The organism is Gilliamella sp. B14448G11, assembly GCF_016101765.1.
GTDB classification, from domain to species: Bacteria; Pseudomonadota; Gammaproteobacteria; order Enterobacterales; family Orbaceae; genus Gilliamella; species Gilliamella apicola_N.
Window position 1 is genome coordinate 1 of record NZ_JACFPX010000029.1, and the last position, 16,780, is coordinate 16,780.

Below are 16,780 nucleotides of genomic sequence, written 5' to 3' on the forward strand. Positions count from 1 at the left end.
TATGATAATTTTTAAATCTCGACTATATTTTGACATAAAAAGACCCCCAGTTAGTGGTTGTCCAACTATTGGGGGTCACTTCAAAGGTGCGCCTTTTTTATGTTCTATGTATTGTTTTTCATTAATAGCTACTTAAGACTCGTGCAGGATCGATTTTACAAGCTCTTTGAGCTGGATAATAGCTAGCAAGCAAACTTAACAACATTGCTGTAATAAACACAATCACAACATCAACAAGATGAATTTCAGACGGTAAAAAGTCAACAAAATAGATGTTACTGTTAAGGATTTTATGCCCCATCAAAGATTCCACGAGTTCCATGAGATTTGATAGTTGCCATGATAAAATCACCCCTAAAATCACCCCGATTAAACTTCCAATTAATCCTGAAATGACTCCATACCAAATAAAGATATGTTTAATTAAACGATTAGTTGCACCGAGTGTTTTTAAAATGGCAATGTCACGTTGTTTATCTTTAACAGCAATTACTAATGTCGAAACAATGTTGAAACAAGCGACACCAATAACAACAATCATAGCCAAATACATAATCTCTCTGATCATTTGAATGTCACGATACATAAAACCGTAAGTTTGTTCCCAACTATTAAACGATAAGTTTTCATCCAGAGCTAACGCTGCCTGGCTAATAATATATCTAGCCTGATAAACATTATCTACATTGACCATAATGCCTGTGACGCTGTCGCCCATATTCAGTAACTTTTGTGCATCGGCTAATGGGAGCAAAGCAACACTATTACTAAGGCTTCCGCTTAAATCCAAAATTCCGATAACTTGCAAACGCACTCGTTTCGGAGGTTTAAGTTGATTAGAGTCGCTAGATACTGGTATTAATAAAGTCACCCAATCTTTTTCTTTTACAGCTAGCGTTTTGGCTAAACCAGAACCAATAATAATTTGTTGATTATCAGCTTTAAATTTTTGCCATTGATTATTTAATACATAATTAGGTAGTGTACTTATTGATTTTTCTTGATCGGGATCGATCGCTTCTACTTCAACTGCGCCAAGTTTACTCGCATTCTCAATTAAACCCGTAAAATTAACAAAAGGTGTAGCTGAGACAATGTGACTATTTCGTTTTAATTCATCTCGAACATCTCGCCAATTATCCAGATAACCATATTCGGGATAAAACTGCCCATGTGGAACAACGGACAATACTCGATTATGCAGTTCACGCTCAAAACCATTCATTGCACTTAACCCAATAATTAAAGCCGCAATACCAATGGCAATACTGAATGTGGAAATAATTGATATCAACGACACCATCCCACTTTTACGGCGTCCTTTGCGGAACTTAATGGCGGTGATTAATGATAAATTCATTGTAATTATCCATTAAATTTTTTCGGTTAATGAACGATTAGACAATTGTCCATCGCGCATAATTAATTGGTTATCAAGTTTATTGGCGAGTTCCAGATCATGTGTGACCACTAAAAAAGCCGTGCCATGATCACGATTCAAACTTATCAATAAATCAAAAATGGAATCAGCCGTGGTTTTATCCAGATTACCTGTAGGTTCATCAGCCATTACCAGTGCTGGATTGTTGATAAGAGCTCGTCCTATTGCCACACGCTGGCGCTCTCCACCAGACAGTTCAGACGGTCTATGATTTGCACGTTTAACTAAATTAAGCGATTCCAGCATTGCCATTGCTCGCTTTTTTGCATCATTAGGCTTTGCACCACTAATTAAGAGTGGCATAGCAACATTTTCTAATGCAGAAAAATCGGGTAATAAGTGGTGAAATTGATAGACAAACCCTATTTCTTGATTGCGAAGGTGAGCTTTTTCTTTTTCAGAAAGCTGATTTAATTGCTGAGACTTAAAAATGATTTCACCCGAAGTTGGTTTATCCAGTCCACCAAGAAGATGTAACAATGTACTCTTACCCGATCCAGAACTCCCAATAATCGCTAATAGAGATTTCGAATGGATATCAAACGATACGTTTTTTAAAACTTCGGTGACCATTTTGCCTTCATTATAAGTTTTACAAAGATTTTTTGCTGAAAGCAAGATTTGTGAATTATTCATAACGTAACGCCTCGGCTGGTTGAATATTGGCTGCACGATAGGCAGGGTAAATAGTTGAAATTAGCGCTAACATAAGTAATCCAATAAAAATAACGATAATTTGTGTGGGTTCAACCAGCGACGGCAATTGAATACCAGCAAACGATAATCCAAACAATTGCATGATTTCATTTAAGTAACAAGCCAGTAACAACCCTATAGCACTACCTAATAGTGTTCCAATAATTCCTGAACTAGCGCCTTGAATAATAAAAATTAACATGATTTTAAATCGAGATAGACCTTGGGTTTTTAAAATCGCCACTTCACCTTGTTTTTCCATCACTAATAAACTTAACGATGTAATAATATTAAAAGCTGCCACAATAACAATCAAACTGATTAATAGTCCCATGACATTTTTTTCCATTTTGATAGCTTGAAATAGTTCTCCTCGTTTTGCTCGCCAATCATTAAAGACTAGTCCTTCTGGTAATGGAGTGTTTGTTACTGAGGTAATCTCTAACGGCTTATCTAAAAACAAACGCCAACTTGTTATTATTCCTTCTTGATAGCGAAGCAGATGACGTGCATCAGTCTGGTTAACATAAATTAAGGCTTGATTGATGTCATGATTGATTGAAAACAGTCCAACGATATTAAATAACCTTTGTGAGGGAATACGGCCAACTGGGGTGATCTGACTGGCATCAGTTACCATCAAGCGAATTTTATCGCCAACGGTTACACCCAGTTGATTGGCTAAAGTTAATCCAATAATGACATTATATTGCCCAGGCACAAGATCCGATACTGAACCACTATAGACATAATCGTTAATTGGATCACCATCATCTGGGTTGATTCCCATTAACGTGCTGACCATAATACCTTGTTCACTTTGCAAAACGACATCGCCTGTAACTAAAGGTGCCACATGATTAACACCGTTAATTTTCTTAAATTGGTCGCCCGCAATCTTATTAGGATCAATACGACCTTGCGATGTGGTTATCTGAGCCTGAGGCAAGAATTTTAGTATGCTCCCCTGCATTTGATCTTCTAGTCCATTCATGACCGACAACACAACAATCAAGCCAATGGAGCCAAGCATAATACCGAGCATTGATAACCATGACACAAAGCGACCAAAACCATCAGTCTTTTGCCCATAGACATAACGCAAACCGATAAAAAATACTAATGGACGAAATATTTTTGACATAAACGTATATATTACCTGAAACTTTTTGACAAAGTTTAACGAGTTAATTACAAAGTGCCTATCATACAGGATTAAACAGTTATAGAAAACAACCTCATACTTACGTTATAATCTAACATTAATTATTCAGCGAAACCATGCAAAATCAACATGTCAAAAACTCTTAATATTTCAACATTAATTCCTAAAAAATCAGGTGAAGTCAAACAAATTGGGCAGTTAATCGGATCATCTCTATCCCAATTTTGTGCTCAAGCCATTGATGCACACGATGGTTTAGTGGTGATTATTACAGATGATATGCAACAAACAACACGTATTCATGAAGAACTGAGACAGTTTTCACCACATCCTGCTATCTTTTTTCCTGATTGGGAAACACTGCCTTATGATAGTTTTTCACCGCATCAAGACATTGTCTCTGAGCGTCTCTCTTGCCTTTATCATTTAGGACATTTGACAAAGGGTGCTTTGATTTTACCGATAAATACCTTAATGCAAAAGGTCTGTCCACAAAGCTATTTAGGCGGACATGTGTTTATCATGAATAAAGGTCTGCAAATTAGCCGTGAGAATTTACGTTTGCAACTTGAAAATGCAGGTTATCGCTCTGTCAGTCAAGTGATGGAACATGGCGAATATGCAACTCGTGGTGCTCTATTTGATATTTACCCTATGGGCAGTGATAAACCTTATCGTATCGATTTTTTTGATGACGAAATAGATAGTATTCGCACATTTGATGTTGAATCTCAACGCACACTTGATGAAATAACTGAAATACAATTGTTACCAGCCCATGAGTTTCCATTTGATAAAACTGCGATCGAACTGTTTAGAAGCCAATGGCGTGAAAGATTTCCAGTCAGATTAGAGCCAGAAAGTATTTATCAACAAGTCAGCAAAAATATTTTACCAACAGGCATTGAGTATTGGCAGGCCCTCTTTTTTAATGAGCCATTAACGCCCCTGTTTTCATATTTCTCAACTAACACACTCATTATTAACACCGTCAATATTGAGGCTCATGCCAATAAATTTTGGCAAGATGTTAACCAGCGTTATGATAGTCGTAAAGTCGATCCTATGCGACCATTATTAGAGCCTGTAATCATTTGGTCAAAAACCGACGAAATATTTGCCGATTTTAAAAAATACCCAAGAATGGTTTTATCGCACGAAGTTATCAGTGAATCTAATAAAAATGTTAATTTGGCTTATTCAAATTTGCCTGACCTTGCGATTGCTATTCAACAAAAAGATCCCTATTTGCAATTCCATCAATTCATCGAAAATTTCACAGATAAGATTGTCTTTTCGGTTGAATCAGAAGGTCGTAAAGAAGCGTTACAAGAAATTTTAGGACGAATTCGTATTCATCCAACAACGATTAACCAACTAGATAAAATACATCATGTCGATGATCGCTTCTGTATAATTCTAGGTGCAAGTGAGCAAGGTTTTATTGATCAATCCGATAATTTTGCCTTTATCACTGAAAATGAATTATTAGGTCGCCGAATTATTCGACGTAAAAAAGAAAATAAACAAGCAATTAATACCGATACACTCATTCGAAGTTTGGCAGAATTAACACCCGGTAAACCTGTTGTCCATTTAGAGCATGGTGTGGGACGTTATGCGGGTCTAACCACGCTTGAAACAGGTGGCATTAATGCAGAATATTTGATCTTACTTTATGCCAATGAGACTAAGCTATATGTGCCCGTATCATCTTTAAATTTAATCAGTCGCTACTCAGGTGGGGATGAAGAAAATGCTCCACTGAATAAACTTGGCTCGGATGCATGGAGTAAAGCTAGACAAAAAGCGGCCGAAAAAGTACGAGATGTCGCAGCCGAATTACTCGATATTTATGCTGAGCGAGAAAGCAAACCGGGGTTTCAATTTAAGCAAGATCGAGAGCAATATGAACTGTTTTGTGAAGCTTTTCCTTATCAAGAAACGGAGGATCAACAAAACGCAATCGGTGCAGTAATTGGCGATATGTGTTCGCCTTATGCTATGGATCGATTGGTTTGTGGTGATGTTGGTTTCGGTAAAACTGAAGTTGCTATTCGAGCAGCATTTTTAGCGGTAATAAATCATAAACAAACCGCAGTTTTAGTCCCTACCACTCTACTTGCTGAACAACATTACGAAAACTTTTGTGATCGCTTAGCTAACTGGCCAATCCGAATTGAAAGCTTGTCCCGTTTTAAAACAGCTAAACAACAACAAGCGATTATTCAAGCTCTAGGTGAAGGTAAAGTAGATATCGTAATTGGTACTCATAAACTACTACAAGAAGATGTTAAATGGAAAGATCTTGGTTTATTGATCGTCGATGAAGAACATCGCTTTGGTGTTCGCCAAAAAGAACGAATTAAAGCGATGCGTGCCAATATTGATATATTAACCCTCACTGCTACGCCAATTCCACGTACGCTTAATATGGCAATGAGCGGTATGCGCGATCTTTCGATTATTGCTACCCCACCCGCTCGTCGTTTAGCGGTTAAAACCTTTGTACGCGAATACGATGATCTGGTGATTCGAGAAGCAATTTTACGTGAAATCTTACGTGGCGGTCAGATCTACTACTTACATAATGATGTTTCAGACATTGAAAAAGTAAGTGAAAAACTTGCTGAATTAGTTCCAGAAGCGCGTATTGCCATTGGTCATGGTCAAATGCACGAACGTGACTTGGAACGAGTCATGAATGACTTTCATCATCAACGCTTTAATTTACTGGTTTGTACCACAATTGTCGAAACGGGGATTGATATTCCGAATGCAAATACGATCATCATTGAACGAGCTGATAAATTTGGTTTGGCGCAATTACATCAGTTGCGAGGTCGTGTTGGTCGTTCCTATCATCAGGCTTATGCTTACTTATTAACGCCACATCCAAAACTACTTAGTAAAGATGCTAAAAAACGTCTGGAAGCTATTGCATCACTTGAAGATTTAGGTGCAGGTTTTGCTTTAGCAACACATGATCTTGAAATTCGGGGGGCGGGAGAATTATTGGGCAGTGACCAGAGTGGTCAAATAGAAACGATTGGCTTTAATCTATATATTGAATTACTCGATGATGCGGTTAAATCACTTAAGGAAGGTAAAGAGCCAACCCTTGAATCGCTTCTTAATAACCAGCAAACCGAAGTTGAATTACGTTTACCAACTTTGATTCCTGACGATTTTATTCCTGATGTTAATACCCGACTGTCATTATATAAACGGATTGCTAGCATTGAAGCAATTGACGAATTAACAGATATACAAATCGAAATGCGTGACCGGTTTGGTAAGCTACCCGATGCCGTACTATTTTTATTAGAAACAACTAAAATTCGTTATCAGGCAAGCAAATTAGGGATCACTAAAATTGAATTCGGTGAAAAAGGTGGTTTTATTGAATTTGGTAAGAACAATAAAATTTCTGTGGATTATTTAATTGAAATGATTCAAAAATCACCAAAAAATTATCGCCTTGAGACCGCAAATCGATTAAAATTGCTGAGTTCACATTTAGAACGAAGTGATCGTATTGGATATATTAAAAATTTGTTGGCTGATTTTTCTAACCATCAAGAGTTATAATGGATAAAATATAAAAAGAGAATTAAGATGAAAAAAAGTATAATAGCGACAGGAGTTATTGCAATATTAGCATTCGGATATATTGGGACTTCAATGTATACCGGAAATTTAATCGAAGAAAACCTCGACACTAACTTAGCTGAGTTTGCCCAGCAAGTTAACAGCAGTCAACAAATTTTTAATCTACAAATTTCACATAATAATGATGAAAAAGGGATATTTTCGACCAAAACACATCTTAAAGTCACCTTGACACAAAAAAACCAAATAATTAATGACGATGATCCTGTTATTGTATTATATGATGATGATGCAACCATTCATCATGGTCCATTCCCTTTAGCCGCCCTTGCTAATGGTTCATTTTCCCCTCAGTTAGCTTGGTTAGAATTTGCTATAACCGAAAAAACCAATCCAACACTATGGAAATTAGCTGGCAATAAACCTTTTATTTCTGGTCATGCAGGTTTAAGTTACAGCGATTATCTTACCGTCAAATTAACAACTGAAGGCATCAAACTAACCCATTCCGACTTTGATCTTATTGAGGATGACGGTGTATTTGAACTAGGTAAATGGAATATTGTATTTGAAAAGCAGAATAATGGCTCTGACCTATCGATGGAAGCATCCCTTGATAAACTTAATCTTGTAATAGACCCAAATAACGTAATTTCTTTCAATGGGTTAAATATGTCACTTAAACCAGAACAAGATAAATCTACTGTTGACTATGATATAAATATTAGTAGTTTAAAAATGAAAAGTATTGAATATGGTTCATATACCGATATCGATTTTAATGATTTAACCTCCAAAGGAAATATTAATTATAAAGACTATAAGATCAGTGATCAAAGTGAAATTAATCGATTAACTATATCAACTAATAGAAGTACATCTAGTGCAGCTAATAACATTGTATTGAATAAATTCGTTTTAAACCAGCAAATGGAATTGAACGAAAAAAACCACGCGGTTGATGGATCATTATTCACAAGTGTTGATTCAATTATCTATGGCAAACAAAACTTAGGTAATGGTTCATTGGATTTAAACTTTAAAGGTCTCGACAAGAAAGATATTTTTAATCGATTTTATATGGACTATTTAGATGATTTACAAGACTTTATTGAGGAAATGCCATTTAACACAACCATCACACTTAATAAGCTTAACTGGCATAATGATGCAGGTGATATTAATGTAAGTTTTCTTTTTGATATTAACGATTTAAATTATTTTACTGACGATGAGGATGATACTTCAAGCGAAATTGATGACAAAATAGATGCATTACAATTAAAAATTGAAGCTCCATTTAATGTTATGGCTCGATTTTATGCACAATTCGAAAATTCTCAAAACAGTCAAGTTACTGAACAACAAGTTAATAGCGTCAAATCAAACATTAAGTTAAGTACTGAAATGTTTTTGGGTAACATACCAATTTTTGTTTTCAATAATGGTCAAACCGACGGTATTTTTTCAGATGTCAGTCTCACCAAAGATAGTGATGAAGTTCAAGTCAATGGTGAAATCATGTCAAAGAAAGATTTCTTTTATAATTTTTAATAAATAAAAGTGAACAATTCAATTAGCCTTTTCCGTCAGTTACACTGACGGAATATTAACCTTTAAATGCTAAAAATAATATACTTATGAATACTCATTCTACACCCTTAAATGAAAATCAATTTAAACGCACCATGAAAACCCGACATTTAATTATGCTTTCTTTAGGTGGCGTAATTGGTACTGGGTTATTTTTTAATACTGGATACATTATTGCCACAGCTGGCGCAGTTGGTGCAATAATCTCCTATTTAATTGGTGCGTTAGTGGTGTATTTGGTCATGTTATGTTTGGGTGAGTTAGCTGTTGCCATGCCTGAAACAGGGGCCTTTCATACTTATGCTTCGCGCTTTATCAGTCCCGCTACTGGCTATACAGTTGCTTGGTTATATTGGTTAACTTGGACTGTTGCCTTGGGTTCAAGCTTAACTGCTGCGGGCATGTGTATGCAATACTGGTTCCCAAATATTCCAGTATGGGTTTGGTGTTTAATTTTTTGTTTAGTGATTTTTGCACTAAACATTATTACAGCACAATTTTTTGCTGAAAGTGAATTTTGGTTCTCAATAATTAAAGTCATCACCATTGTCGTATTTATTATTGCTGGTACGGCGGCTATATTTGGTTTTATTCCAATGAAAAATGATATGCCTGCGCCATTCTTACACAACATTACTGATCATGGTTGGTTTCCTAATGGCATAATTCCAATAGTCATGACAATGGTATCGGTAAACTTTGCATTTTCAGGAACAGAGCTTATTGGTATTGCTGCGGGTGAAACCCATAACCCTGAAAAATCAATTCCGTTAGCCATAAAAACCACTATTTTCCGATTAATCATCTTTTTTGTTGGCACCATTTTTGTATTAGCTGCACTTTTACCAATGGAACAAGCTAGCGTTGTGACTAGTCCGTTTGTGATGGTATTTGAAAATATTGGCATTCCTTATGCTGCTGATATCTTTAACTTTGTAATTTTAACTGCGATTTTATCCGCAGCAAATTCTGGACTTTATGCTTCAGGTCGCATGTTGTGGTCACTATCAAATCAAGGTACATTACCAAAATGCTTTGCTCAATTAACCGATAAAGGAATCCCGACAACAGCTATTGCAGTCAGCATGTTAGGAGGATTATTAGCTCTGTTTTCAAGTATCATTGCTCCTAATACCGTATTTGTTGCTTTAACGGCGATTTCTGGATTTGCAGTTGTAGCCGTATGGTTAAGTATTTGTGCTTCTCACTATTTTTATAGAAAACAATTATCACCATCCGAGCAAAAAAACCTTAAATTTAAAGCTCCATTATATCCATTTGTGCCAATTTTAGGTTTTATTCTTTGTCTTGTTGCTTGTATCGGTTTAGCGTTTGATCCTGAACAACGTATTGCGCTATATTGTGGTATTCCGTTTGTGATTGTTTGCTTTATTGTTCATTATTTAACCCAAGCATTGAAAAAACAAGTTAGAAATCATGAAAGATAATAATCCTATAAAACCGCTTTTAGAACAGAAAAAACACATGATCATTGATGGTGCGTTAGCAAGTGAACTGCAACGTCGTGGTTGCGATCTTAATGACAGTCTATGGTCAGCCAAAGTATTAATTGAACAGCCTGAATTAATTCAACAAGTACATTATGATTATTTTAAAGCTGGTGCCGATTGCGCCATTACTGCGAGCTATCAAGCAACGCCAATGGGATTTGCCCAAAAAGGGATTGAGCTGGAAGAATCCATCAAGTTAATTAAAACCAGCGTAAAATTAGCCCAACAAGCAAAAATGCAATATCTAAACGATATAAAAGAGGATAAAGCTCTCTTAATTGCGGGTTCCGTTGGGCCATATGGTGCTTATCTTGCCAATGGTTCGGAATATACGGGCGATTACCAGCTTAGCGAGAGTGAATTTATTGCATTTCATAAAGATCGGGTTACAGCGCTTATAGATGCAGGTGTAGATATTTTAGCCTGTGAAACGATGCCATCATTTTTGGAAATTAAAGCTTTGACTAAATTAATACAACAATTTCCAATGGTTAATTGCTGGTTTTCATTAACATTAAAAGATCAACAACACATTAGCGACGGTACACCATTAACAGAGGTTATTGAATATTTAAATAGCATTGAGCAAATTGTCAGTGTTGGCATTAATTGCATTGCCCTAGAAAAAGTCACACCTGCTTTAGAAGTACTAAGTAAACTAACCAGTAAACCGCTAATTGTTTACCCCAATTCAGGCGAGGAGTATGACCCTACCACTAAACAATGGCATAAAAATCATCATCACAACTGTACTTTTGCCAATCAGTTAGATACATGGATAAAATTAGGCGCCAAATTAATCGGCGGTTGTTGCCAAACAACCCCAGAAGATATTGTTGAAATTCATCAATTATTAAATAAAAAATAGCTTTATTTTATCCACAACTATCCATATATAAGAATCAATGTAAAATAGTATAACAACTGCCGAACTTGTATTAATTCGGTAGTTGTTATTTAATAGCTAATTAAATTTTTTATCGTGAGTAATTATAAGTTACCGTTGCTTTAGAAATGAGATGAGCATTAACCATAAAACCAATTAACGCAGGTGTGGTTTGTTCATTTACGTCTATATGATCAATATCAAGTGCATATAATGTAAATTGATAACGATGGTCAGATTTTTCAGGAGGACATGGGCCGCCGTAACTCGCTACCCCAAAGTCATTACGCACCACTTGGCTACCTTTAGGTAATAGATCAGGGTTATTACCAGCAGAACGCTTAAGTGCAGTTACATCAACAGGAATATTAACTACTGTCCAATGCCACCAGCCAGAGCCCGTCGGCGCATCAGGATCATACATAGTTATTACTAAGCTTTTTGCATCTTTAGGTACATTATGCCACGAAATATTGGGTGATATATTTTCTCCTCGGCAACCGAATTGATTATAAATAAATTTATTAGTAAAACCATCTTTGACAAGATCTGGAACAGCTAACTGCATTTCCGATGCTAAACAGCTAGCAGACCCTAACATTAAGACACAACACATTATCGGTTTTAGTTTATTAATCATATTCATATGAATCCTTATATATATATTTTATTTAATTAGATTAATACATTAATACTTAATGGATACTATAAACATTGTATACAGAAAGATAAATATCATATTTTTGATTTATTTATATTTATTTTAAATAATAATTAATTTGTTATTTTAATATTTATATAATTATTCGCGTTTAGATAAGCATATTACTTACAACTGTATACTTGTAAAAAATATTCAGATATCTATACCGTTTCATTTTTTATCAACACTCATTTTATTCTTTAATATTTTCCATTTTGGCATCATATCTTTTACATCAATCTATTTTTTTCAAAGATATAATCTTAGTTGTTTAGATTTTATCATTTGCAATTTTACAAATGTTAATACGTGATTTTTAACTAACCATATAACCAATATAATGAAGTTTGTTATATAATTTTTTTTATTATGATAGATTTAAAAGACATCATCGCGATTGAAAGACAAATAAGCATTATTTTGAAACTCGTATCGCATTAATAAATAGGATAAAATAAAGATAAATTGTTTTGCTTTTCAATAATATAGTCGTATTATTTTTCTTAAATTTGCATCTTAGTGAAACATGTTAAAAATAGTAAAAGTGTCACCATAATTATTCTTATAATTCAGTATAAACTTCATTGAAATGAATTTAAATACTATTACTAATATTTAATCTATTATTAGTAGAATTATAATATTTTTTCCTAAAAATATCATCATTCTGATTGTTATCATGATTTACTAAAATTCCAAAACTAAGAATTAAATTAAGATTGAAATGATGTTTGATTAAAATTGATTAAGTCATTTGAATAATACCTAAGTTAAGTTGAGCAAACGCATTATTTTTTTGTGCAGATTTTTTATACCAATAAAGCTCTTTTTTGTAGTTATCTAAATCTGAACCCAATCCACTAGTTGTTAAATATAAATTACCTAATTCAACTTGCGCAGGTATATAATCTTGTTGAGCCGATTTTTCTAAAAAATATAATGCTTTTGAACTGTCTGATTTAACATCAAATCCAAATCGATAATTTATGCCTAATTCATATTGAGCTTTTGCATAATTTTGTTTTGCGGCTTTTTCTAACCAAATAAACGATTTTTCAGAGTCACCGCGCTCTGAATAAATAACAGATAAAGCAAATTCAGCTTCTGCATATCCTTGTTCTGCTGATTGCTGATACCAATAAAAAATTTTATTATTATTTTTTTCATCAACGTTTTTCGATAACAGCAAATTTGCTAAATGATGGTGAATATCTTACCAACGATTTACTCTAAAACTTTTCTAATATTAGTTTTTTTCTGGAAGTAATAATGCTTTTTTAACAAGATAATGTTCACCTTCAGGAGCATTAATTAAATCCCAGCTTAAATTATTACCTTGAATTGTTATAACCGCTAAACCATTTATACCGCCAAAAGTACTATCAAAATGAACCTTAATTTTATTGTCAATTAAGGTAGAAGAAAAAAGAATAGGACAATCAATTTTATTACCATATTGGATAATTGAACATAATTCTCCATTAACTTTGTCATTATCCTCAAATTTTAACTCTATTGAGAAAATACTATAGGGTATTTCATTACTGTCTGTATAGATTTCTTTAGTCCAACTTCCTTCTTTAGGTAATGCATGTAAATAATTAAAGTTAAACAGAAACAATAAAATAACAAATATTTTGAATATACAATTAATTTTCATTCAATCTTTACCTTTAAACAATCATCAACTCTATTTAATCAACTCAGGATTGGCAACAAGGTCAATTTTAGTTTCAAATGTTTTTTCGTGCCGTGTATGTTGTTTTATTAATCTTTGATACAAGCATCAATAGCAGAGCAGTGAAGCCATTTTTTAATTATCTTATTTTTTTTTGTTGTATAATTAATCTCATAAAAATTATTTTGTGATCGTACTAAATCAACGATATCTCCCTTAATCAAATACATATTTGTCATATTATTTATATCGGGTTTGTCAAATAGATGGGATTTCATAGTGATATTGTAAGAATTTTCGTAACCAACTACTTTTTTGCTTACAATACAATTCCCTTTTACTGTACCATCTTCCCATCCATAATAGGTAGGCCGTATTTTATGAAACCAATCATCATTATTCATTAACTCATTTAGCTCTTGATTGATTAGATTGTAACAATAAATAGTGGTAACATCTGTATCCGATGACCACACTTGTGATTCGAAACTTACTTTATTTAGCATAAATAAATTTCTATTTTTATTAAATCCTATATCATAATATATTTTATAATGACCTCGATCAGGGAAACGAGTAATTACCCTAAGGATATTATTCTCATCATAGCGGGTTAATATATTCTTGACACGATTTCCACCATCCTCATCAAAACTTGGAATTTTTGTGATTAATTTATTATTTTGATAAAGTTCAATACTATCTCTTTCGCTTTCAGTATCAAATTTTGCGAGGTTAACCACATTATGATCGATATTAAATGTGACTTTTTCAGCATATGAATTTCCAAAAAAAATCATCAAAAAAATAGTTAATATTAATTTAAATTTCATTATTGTATTTTGCCTTGATTAAGGTATTTACTAATCCTTTTTTAGTTAAATAGTTGCCTAGCTTATTTATTTTAAAAAAATACTTTATACGAATTATTTTCAATTTCTACCATTCAAATAATTCCATATAAGATTATTTTTATCGACGGAACAAAGTTTATTAACTGATTCAAGATTAGAATATTTTTCATTACTCCACTGCTATGCAGTTCATCCATACCTTTCTTTTATTTTTTAGATATTTTCTTAGTTAATAATGTGATCAATCACAATTTTAATTAAGTTCTTAATAATTTAATTATTTTAAACAAGTTAATTATTTGTTTTAAGGCTCATCTCCAACCTCTACTATTGAGTAAGTCATCAAAATTAATCTTAAATTTATTAACCTTGTAATTTAAGCAATTTTCAATATTACTGTCTGAAAAAACATTAGTTTTTATACTATTCTCATCTAATTCAAATATTCTATAAAGATACATTGGATCATCTGAAGTTACTTTTTTTGTATGGATTGTATCGCTAATGTATACTTTTGATACAATCCAAGTTTTAGTATGATCTGCTTTTGTTAAAAATGAAATAAATGATAAAAATAGAAAAGTTAATAAATAAAAATAACGAAACATATGCTTTCCTAATAAATCCTTGCTGAACAAATCCTTACTTGTCTTTATTTATTGTTTTTTATGATTAACGATATGATCGTTATTACAAAAAATTTTTTATCTCAATATGTTATCTATTACCATTAGGATAATATTTAAAATATTACTCATAATTTATCTAAATAAGCACAGCCTTCAAAAATTTTATCTTTATAGTTTATAAAAATTTCATATATTGAATCAGGTTCATCAATATTGATTTCACATTTAGATTCCTTATTAAGAGCTCGGATTAATCCAAACACACCATTTTTTGAATGAAAAAAAGCGACAAAATTATTTGTTATAGCAGAGTTTTTTATATCGATTTTTATTGCTATATTGTCTTCTTTCAAATGAAGAAACTGTAATCTATTTTTAGTTATTTTTGCATTCCAAAATGGTTCATAGCCACTTGCATAAAACCCGATTGAATTATTTGTAACTTTATTCCAAAATTTTGTTGGTGATAGCATATCTATCTGTTGCATTTGTTCTGCTTTGGCTTTATTTATCCAATCTATCGTTCCTGTGTTTAAATCCATAAAACTCTGTTCATTATTTTGTGTACTTCCTAAATATAAATATTCTTTATTTGAAGAGTCAATAAATACCTCTTGAGCCAATAGTAATTTAGGAAAAATCAATAAAATTAAAACTAGAAATTTCATAGAATTGCCTTATTTTTTATGAGGATTACCATCTAAAACAAGGGAATATAGATAATTATCCTTTGTATAGAATATGTTAGATTCAGCCTTGTCACCAACAACGTTCATGATTAAATTGTTAATGATTATTTATAAGTATTTTTTCTCTAGTTGGATTAATCTCTAGAAATATTCACCTTTATCCGAAAATCAAATAGACAATTATCTATTTTTAGAGCGTATTTTTTTTGTCTTAATCTTAGAAGCCAGTTGACAAGCATCGGTTAAATCATTTTTGCAAGCTTGATTAAGCCACAATAATGCTTGCTGGTAATTTGATTGAGCCATTTGAATAATACCTAAGTTAAGTTGAGCAAACGCATTATTTTTTTGCGCTGCTTTTTCATACCAATAAACCCCTTTTTTGTAGTTATCTAAATCTGAACCCAATCCACTAGTTGTTAAATATAAATTACCTAATTCAACTTGCGCAGGTATATAATCTTGTTGAGCCGATTTTTCTAAAAAATATAATGCTTTTGAACTGTCTGATTTAACATCAAATCCAAATCGATAATTTATGCCTAATTCATATTGAGCTTTTGCATGATTTTGTTTTGCGGCTTTTTCTAACCAAATAAACGATTTTTCAGAGTCACCGCGCTCTGAATAAATAACAGATAAAGCAAATTCAGCTTCTACATATCCTTGTTCTGCTGATTGCTGATACCAATAAAAAATTTTATCATTATATTCTTCATCAACGTTTTTCGATAACAACAAACTTGCTAAATGATACTGAGCAACCTTATCTCCATTTTCTGCTTTAATGATTAAATTATTTTCGTTATCAATATCAGCCTTTGCAAGATTTATTACCAACAAAATGCAAGTTAATCCGACTGCTGTAATAAATTTTTTATTGAGGTATTTCATTAAGTTCTTCTTCCTCTGTTTCATATAAATTAGCATAATTATATATTTTTTTAGTTAACACCTTACCATTCTTATCATAAGTTGTAGTGATCTTATAATCTTTGCCAAACTCATCAGGATGATAATAATTCGTGCGAACAGGCATACCTAATAAATCATATTCATACCAATTACCTACAGAAATACCTGCCGCATTATAATGACCTTGGCAACCCTGTTCTTTAATTTGACCATTTGGATAATAATCAATGCGTAAAGAGTAACAAAAAGGATCACTATGATTAGCGGCTGACCGTGCTGCACGAATATCAATGTGTTCCTTTTGATTATTGGCAAAAACATTATTTGGATAGGCTACACTAATTAGTACCAATTTTATAAGGTCATTGTTATGATAAACCAACAATAAAAAAAGGTAACAATAATGAC

General features: G+C 32.9%; 15 protein-coding genes. 4 read left to right on the top strand and 11 right to left on the bottom strand.

Translation table 11 applies throughout. The features are described from left to right. Positions 1–121: 121 nt before the first annotated feature. Genes lolE through lolC form a run of 3 tightly spaced genes read right to left on the bottom strand, consistent with a single transcriptional unit; the run spans position 122 to position 3,272 of the window. On the bottom strand, positions 122–1,366 hold the full coding sequence (gene lolE, locus H3S88_RS12800) for a lipoprotein-releasing ABC transporter permease subunit LolE (RefSeq protein WP_198229142.1): 1,245 nt from the start codon (positions 1,364–1,366) through the stop codon (positions 122–124). 6 nt (positions 1,367–1,372) lie between these two features. Continuing rightward, positions 1,373–2,077 (bottom strand): lipoprotein-releasing ABC transporter ATP-binding protein LolD, encoded by a 705-nt coding sequence (gene lolD / locus H3S88_RS12805; protein WP_198229140.1) that lies wholly within the window; start codon positions 2,075–2,077, stop codon positions 1,373–1,375. Then, positions 2,070–3,272 carry a lipoprotein-releasing ABC transporter permease subunit LolC gene (gene lolC, locus H3S88_RS12810; protein WP_198229141.1) on the bottom strand — a complete coding sequence of 401 codons (1,203 nt, stop codon included), beginning with the start codon at positions 3,270–3,272 and terminating at the stop codon, positions 2,070–2,072. Before lolC ends, lolD begins: the two co-directional genes overlap by 8 nt. Positions 3,273–3,431: 159 nt before the next feature. Here lolC and mfd point away from each other — a divergent pair, with 159 nt between their 5' ends. The 4 genes from mfd (at position 3,432) to mmuM (ending at position 10,886) form a co-directional block, all read left to right on the top strand. Further along, positions 3,432–6,893: a transcription-repair coupling factor gene (mfd, locus tag H3S88_RS12815; protein WP_198229139.1), complete on the top strand. Its 3,462-nt coding sequence runs from the start codon at positions 3,432–3,434 to the stop codon at positions 6,891–6,893. A 27-nt stretch (positions 6,894–6,920) separates the two neighbouring features. Next, the gene (locus H3S88_RS12820; protein WP_198229138.1) at positions 6,921–8,468 is read left to right on the top strand and encodes a DUF945 family protein; all 1,548 of its coding nucleotides are present in this window, start codon (positions 6,921–6,923) and stop codon (positions 8,466–8,468) included. An 86-nt stretch (positions 8,469–8,554) separates the two neighbouring features. Continuing rightward, on the top strand, positions 8,555–9,955 hold the full coding sequence (gene mmuP, locus H3S88_RS12825; protein WP_198229137.1) for an S-methylmethionine permease: 1,401 nt from the start codon (positions 8,555–8,557) through the stop codon (positions 9,953–9,955). After that, a complete protein-coding gene (gene mmuM, locus H3S88_RS12830) occupies positions 9,945–10,886 on the top strand; it encodes a homocysteine S-methyltransferase (RefSeq protein ID WP_198229136.1) in 942 nt (313 codons plus the stop codon). The genes mmuP and mmuM overlap by 11 nt, the downstream gene beginning before the upstream one ends. A 109-nt stretch (positions 10,887–10,995) precedes the next feature. Here mmuM and H3S88_RS12835 read toward each other — a convergent pair whose 3' ends face one another. The 8 genes from H3S88_RS12835 to H3S88_RS12870 form a co-directional block, all read right to left on the bottom strand. Next, complete coding sequence (locus H3S88_RS12835) at positions 10,996–11,550, bottom strand: YbhB/YbcL family Raf kinase inhibitor-like protein (protein ID WP_198229135.1); 555 nt, start codon at positions 11,548–11,550, stop codon at positions 10,996–10,998. An 802-nt stretch (positions 11,551–12,352) separates the two neighbouring features. Beyond that, positions 12,353–12,796, bottom strand: coding sequence for a tetratricopeptide repeat protein (locus H3S88_RS12840; RefSeq protein ID WP_198229134.1), 444 nt, complete (start codon positions 12,794–12,796; stop codon positions 12,353–12,355). A 57-nt stretch (positions 12,797–12,853) separates the two neighbouring features. Then, positions 12,854–13,267: a hypothetical protein gene (locus H3S88_RS12845; RefSeq protein WP_198229133.1), complete on the bottom strand. Its 414-nt coding sequence runs from the start codon at positions 13,265–13,267 to the stop codon at positions 12,854–12,856. Between the two features lie 107 nt (positions 13,268–13,374). Continuing rightward, complete coding sequence (locus tag H3S88_RS12850) at positions 13,375–14,118, bottom strand: hypothetical protein (protein ID WP_198229132.1); 744 nt, start codon at positions 14,116–14,118, stop codon at positions 13,375–13,377. Positions 14,119–14,450: 332 nt separating this feature from the next. Continuing rightward, complete coding sequence (locus H3S88_RS12855) at positions 14,451–14,747, bottom strand: hypothetical protein (protein WP_198229131.1); 297 nt, start codon at positions 14,745–14,747, stop codon at positions 14,451–14,453. Positions 14,748–14,893: 146 nt separating this feature from the next. Next, positions 14,894–15,436, bottom strand: coding sequence for a hypothetical protein (locus H3S88_RS12860; protein WP_198229130.1), 543 nt, complete (start codon positions 15,434–15,436; stop codon positions 14,894–14,896). 201 nt (positions 15,437–15,637) lie between these two features. Further along, complete coding sequence (locus H3S88_RS12865) at positions 15,638–16,351, bottom strand: tetratricopeptide repeat protein (protein WP_198229129.1); 714 nt, start codon at positions 16,349–16,351, stop codon at positions 15,638–15,640. Continuing rightward, positions 16,335–16,780 (bottom strand): hypothetical protein (locus tag H3S88_RS12870; RefSeq protein ID WP_232352602.1); only part of this gene is annotated, 446 nt, incomplete at its 5' end. The genes H3S88_RS12865 and H3S88_RS12870, both read right to left, overlap by 17 nt.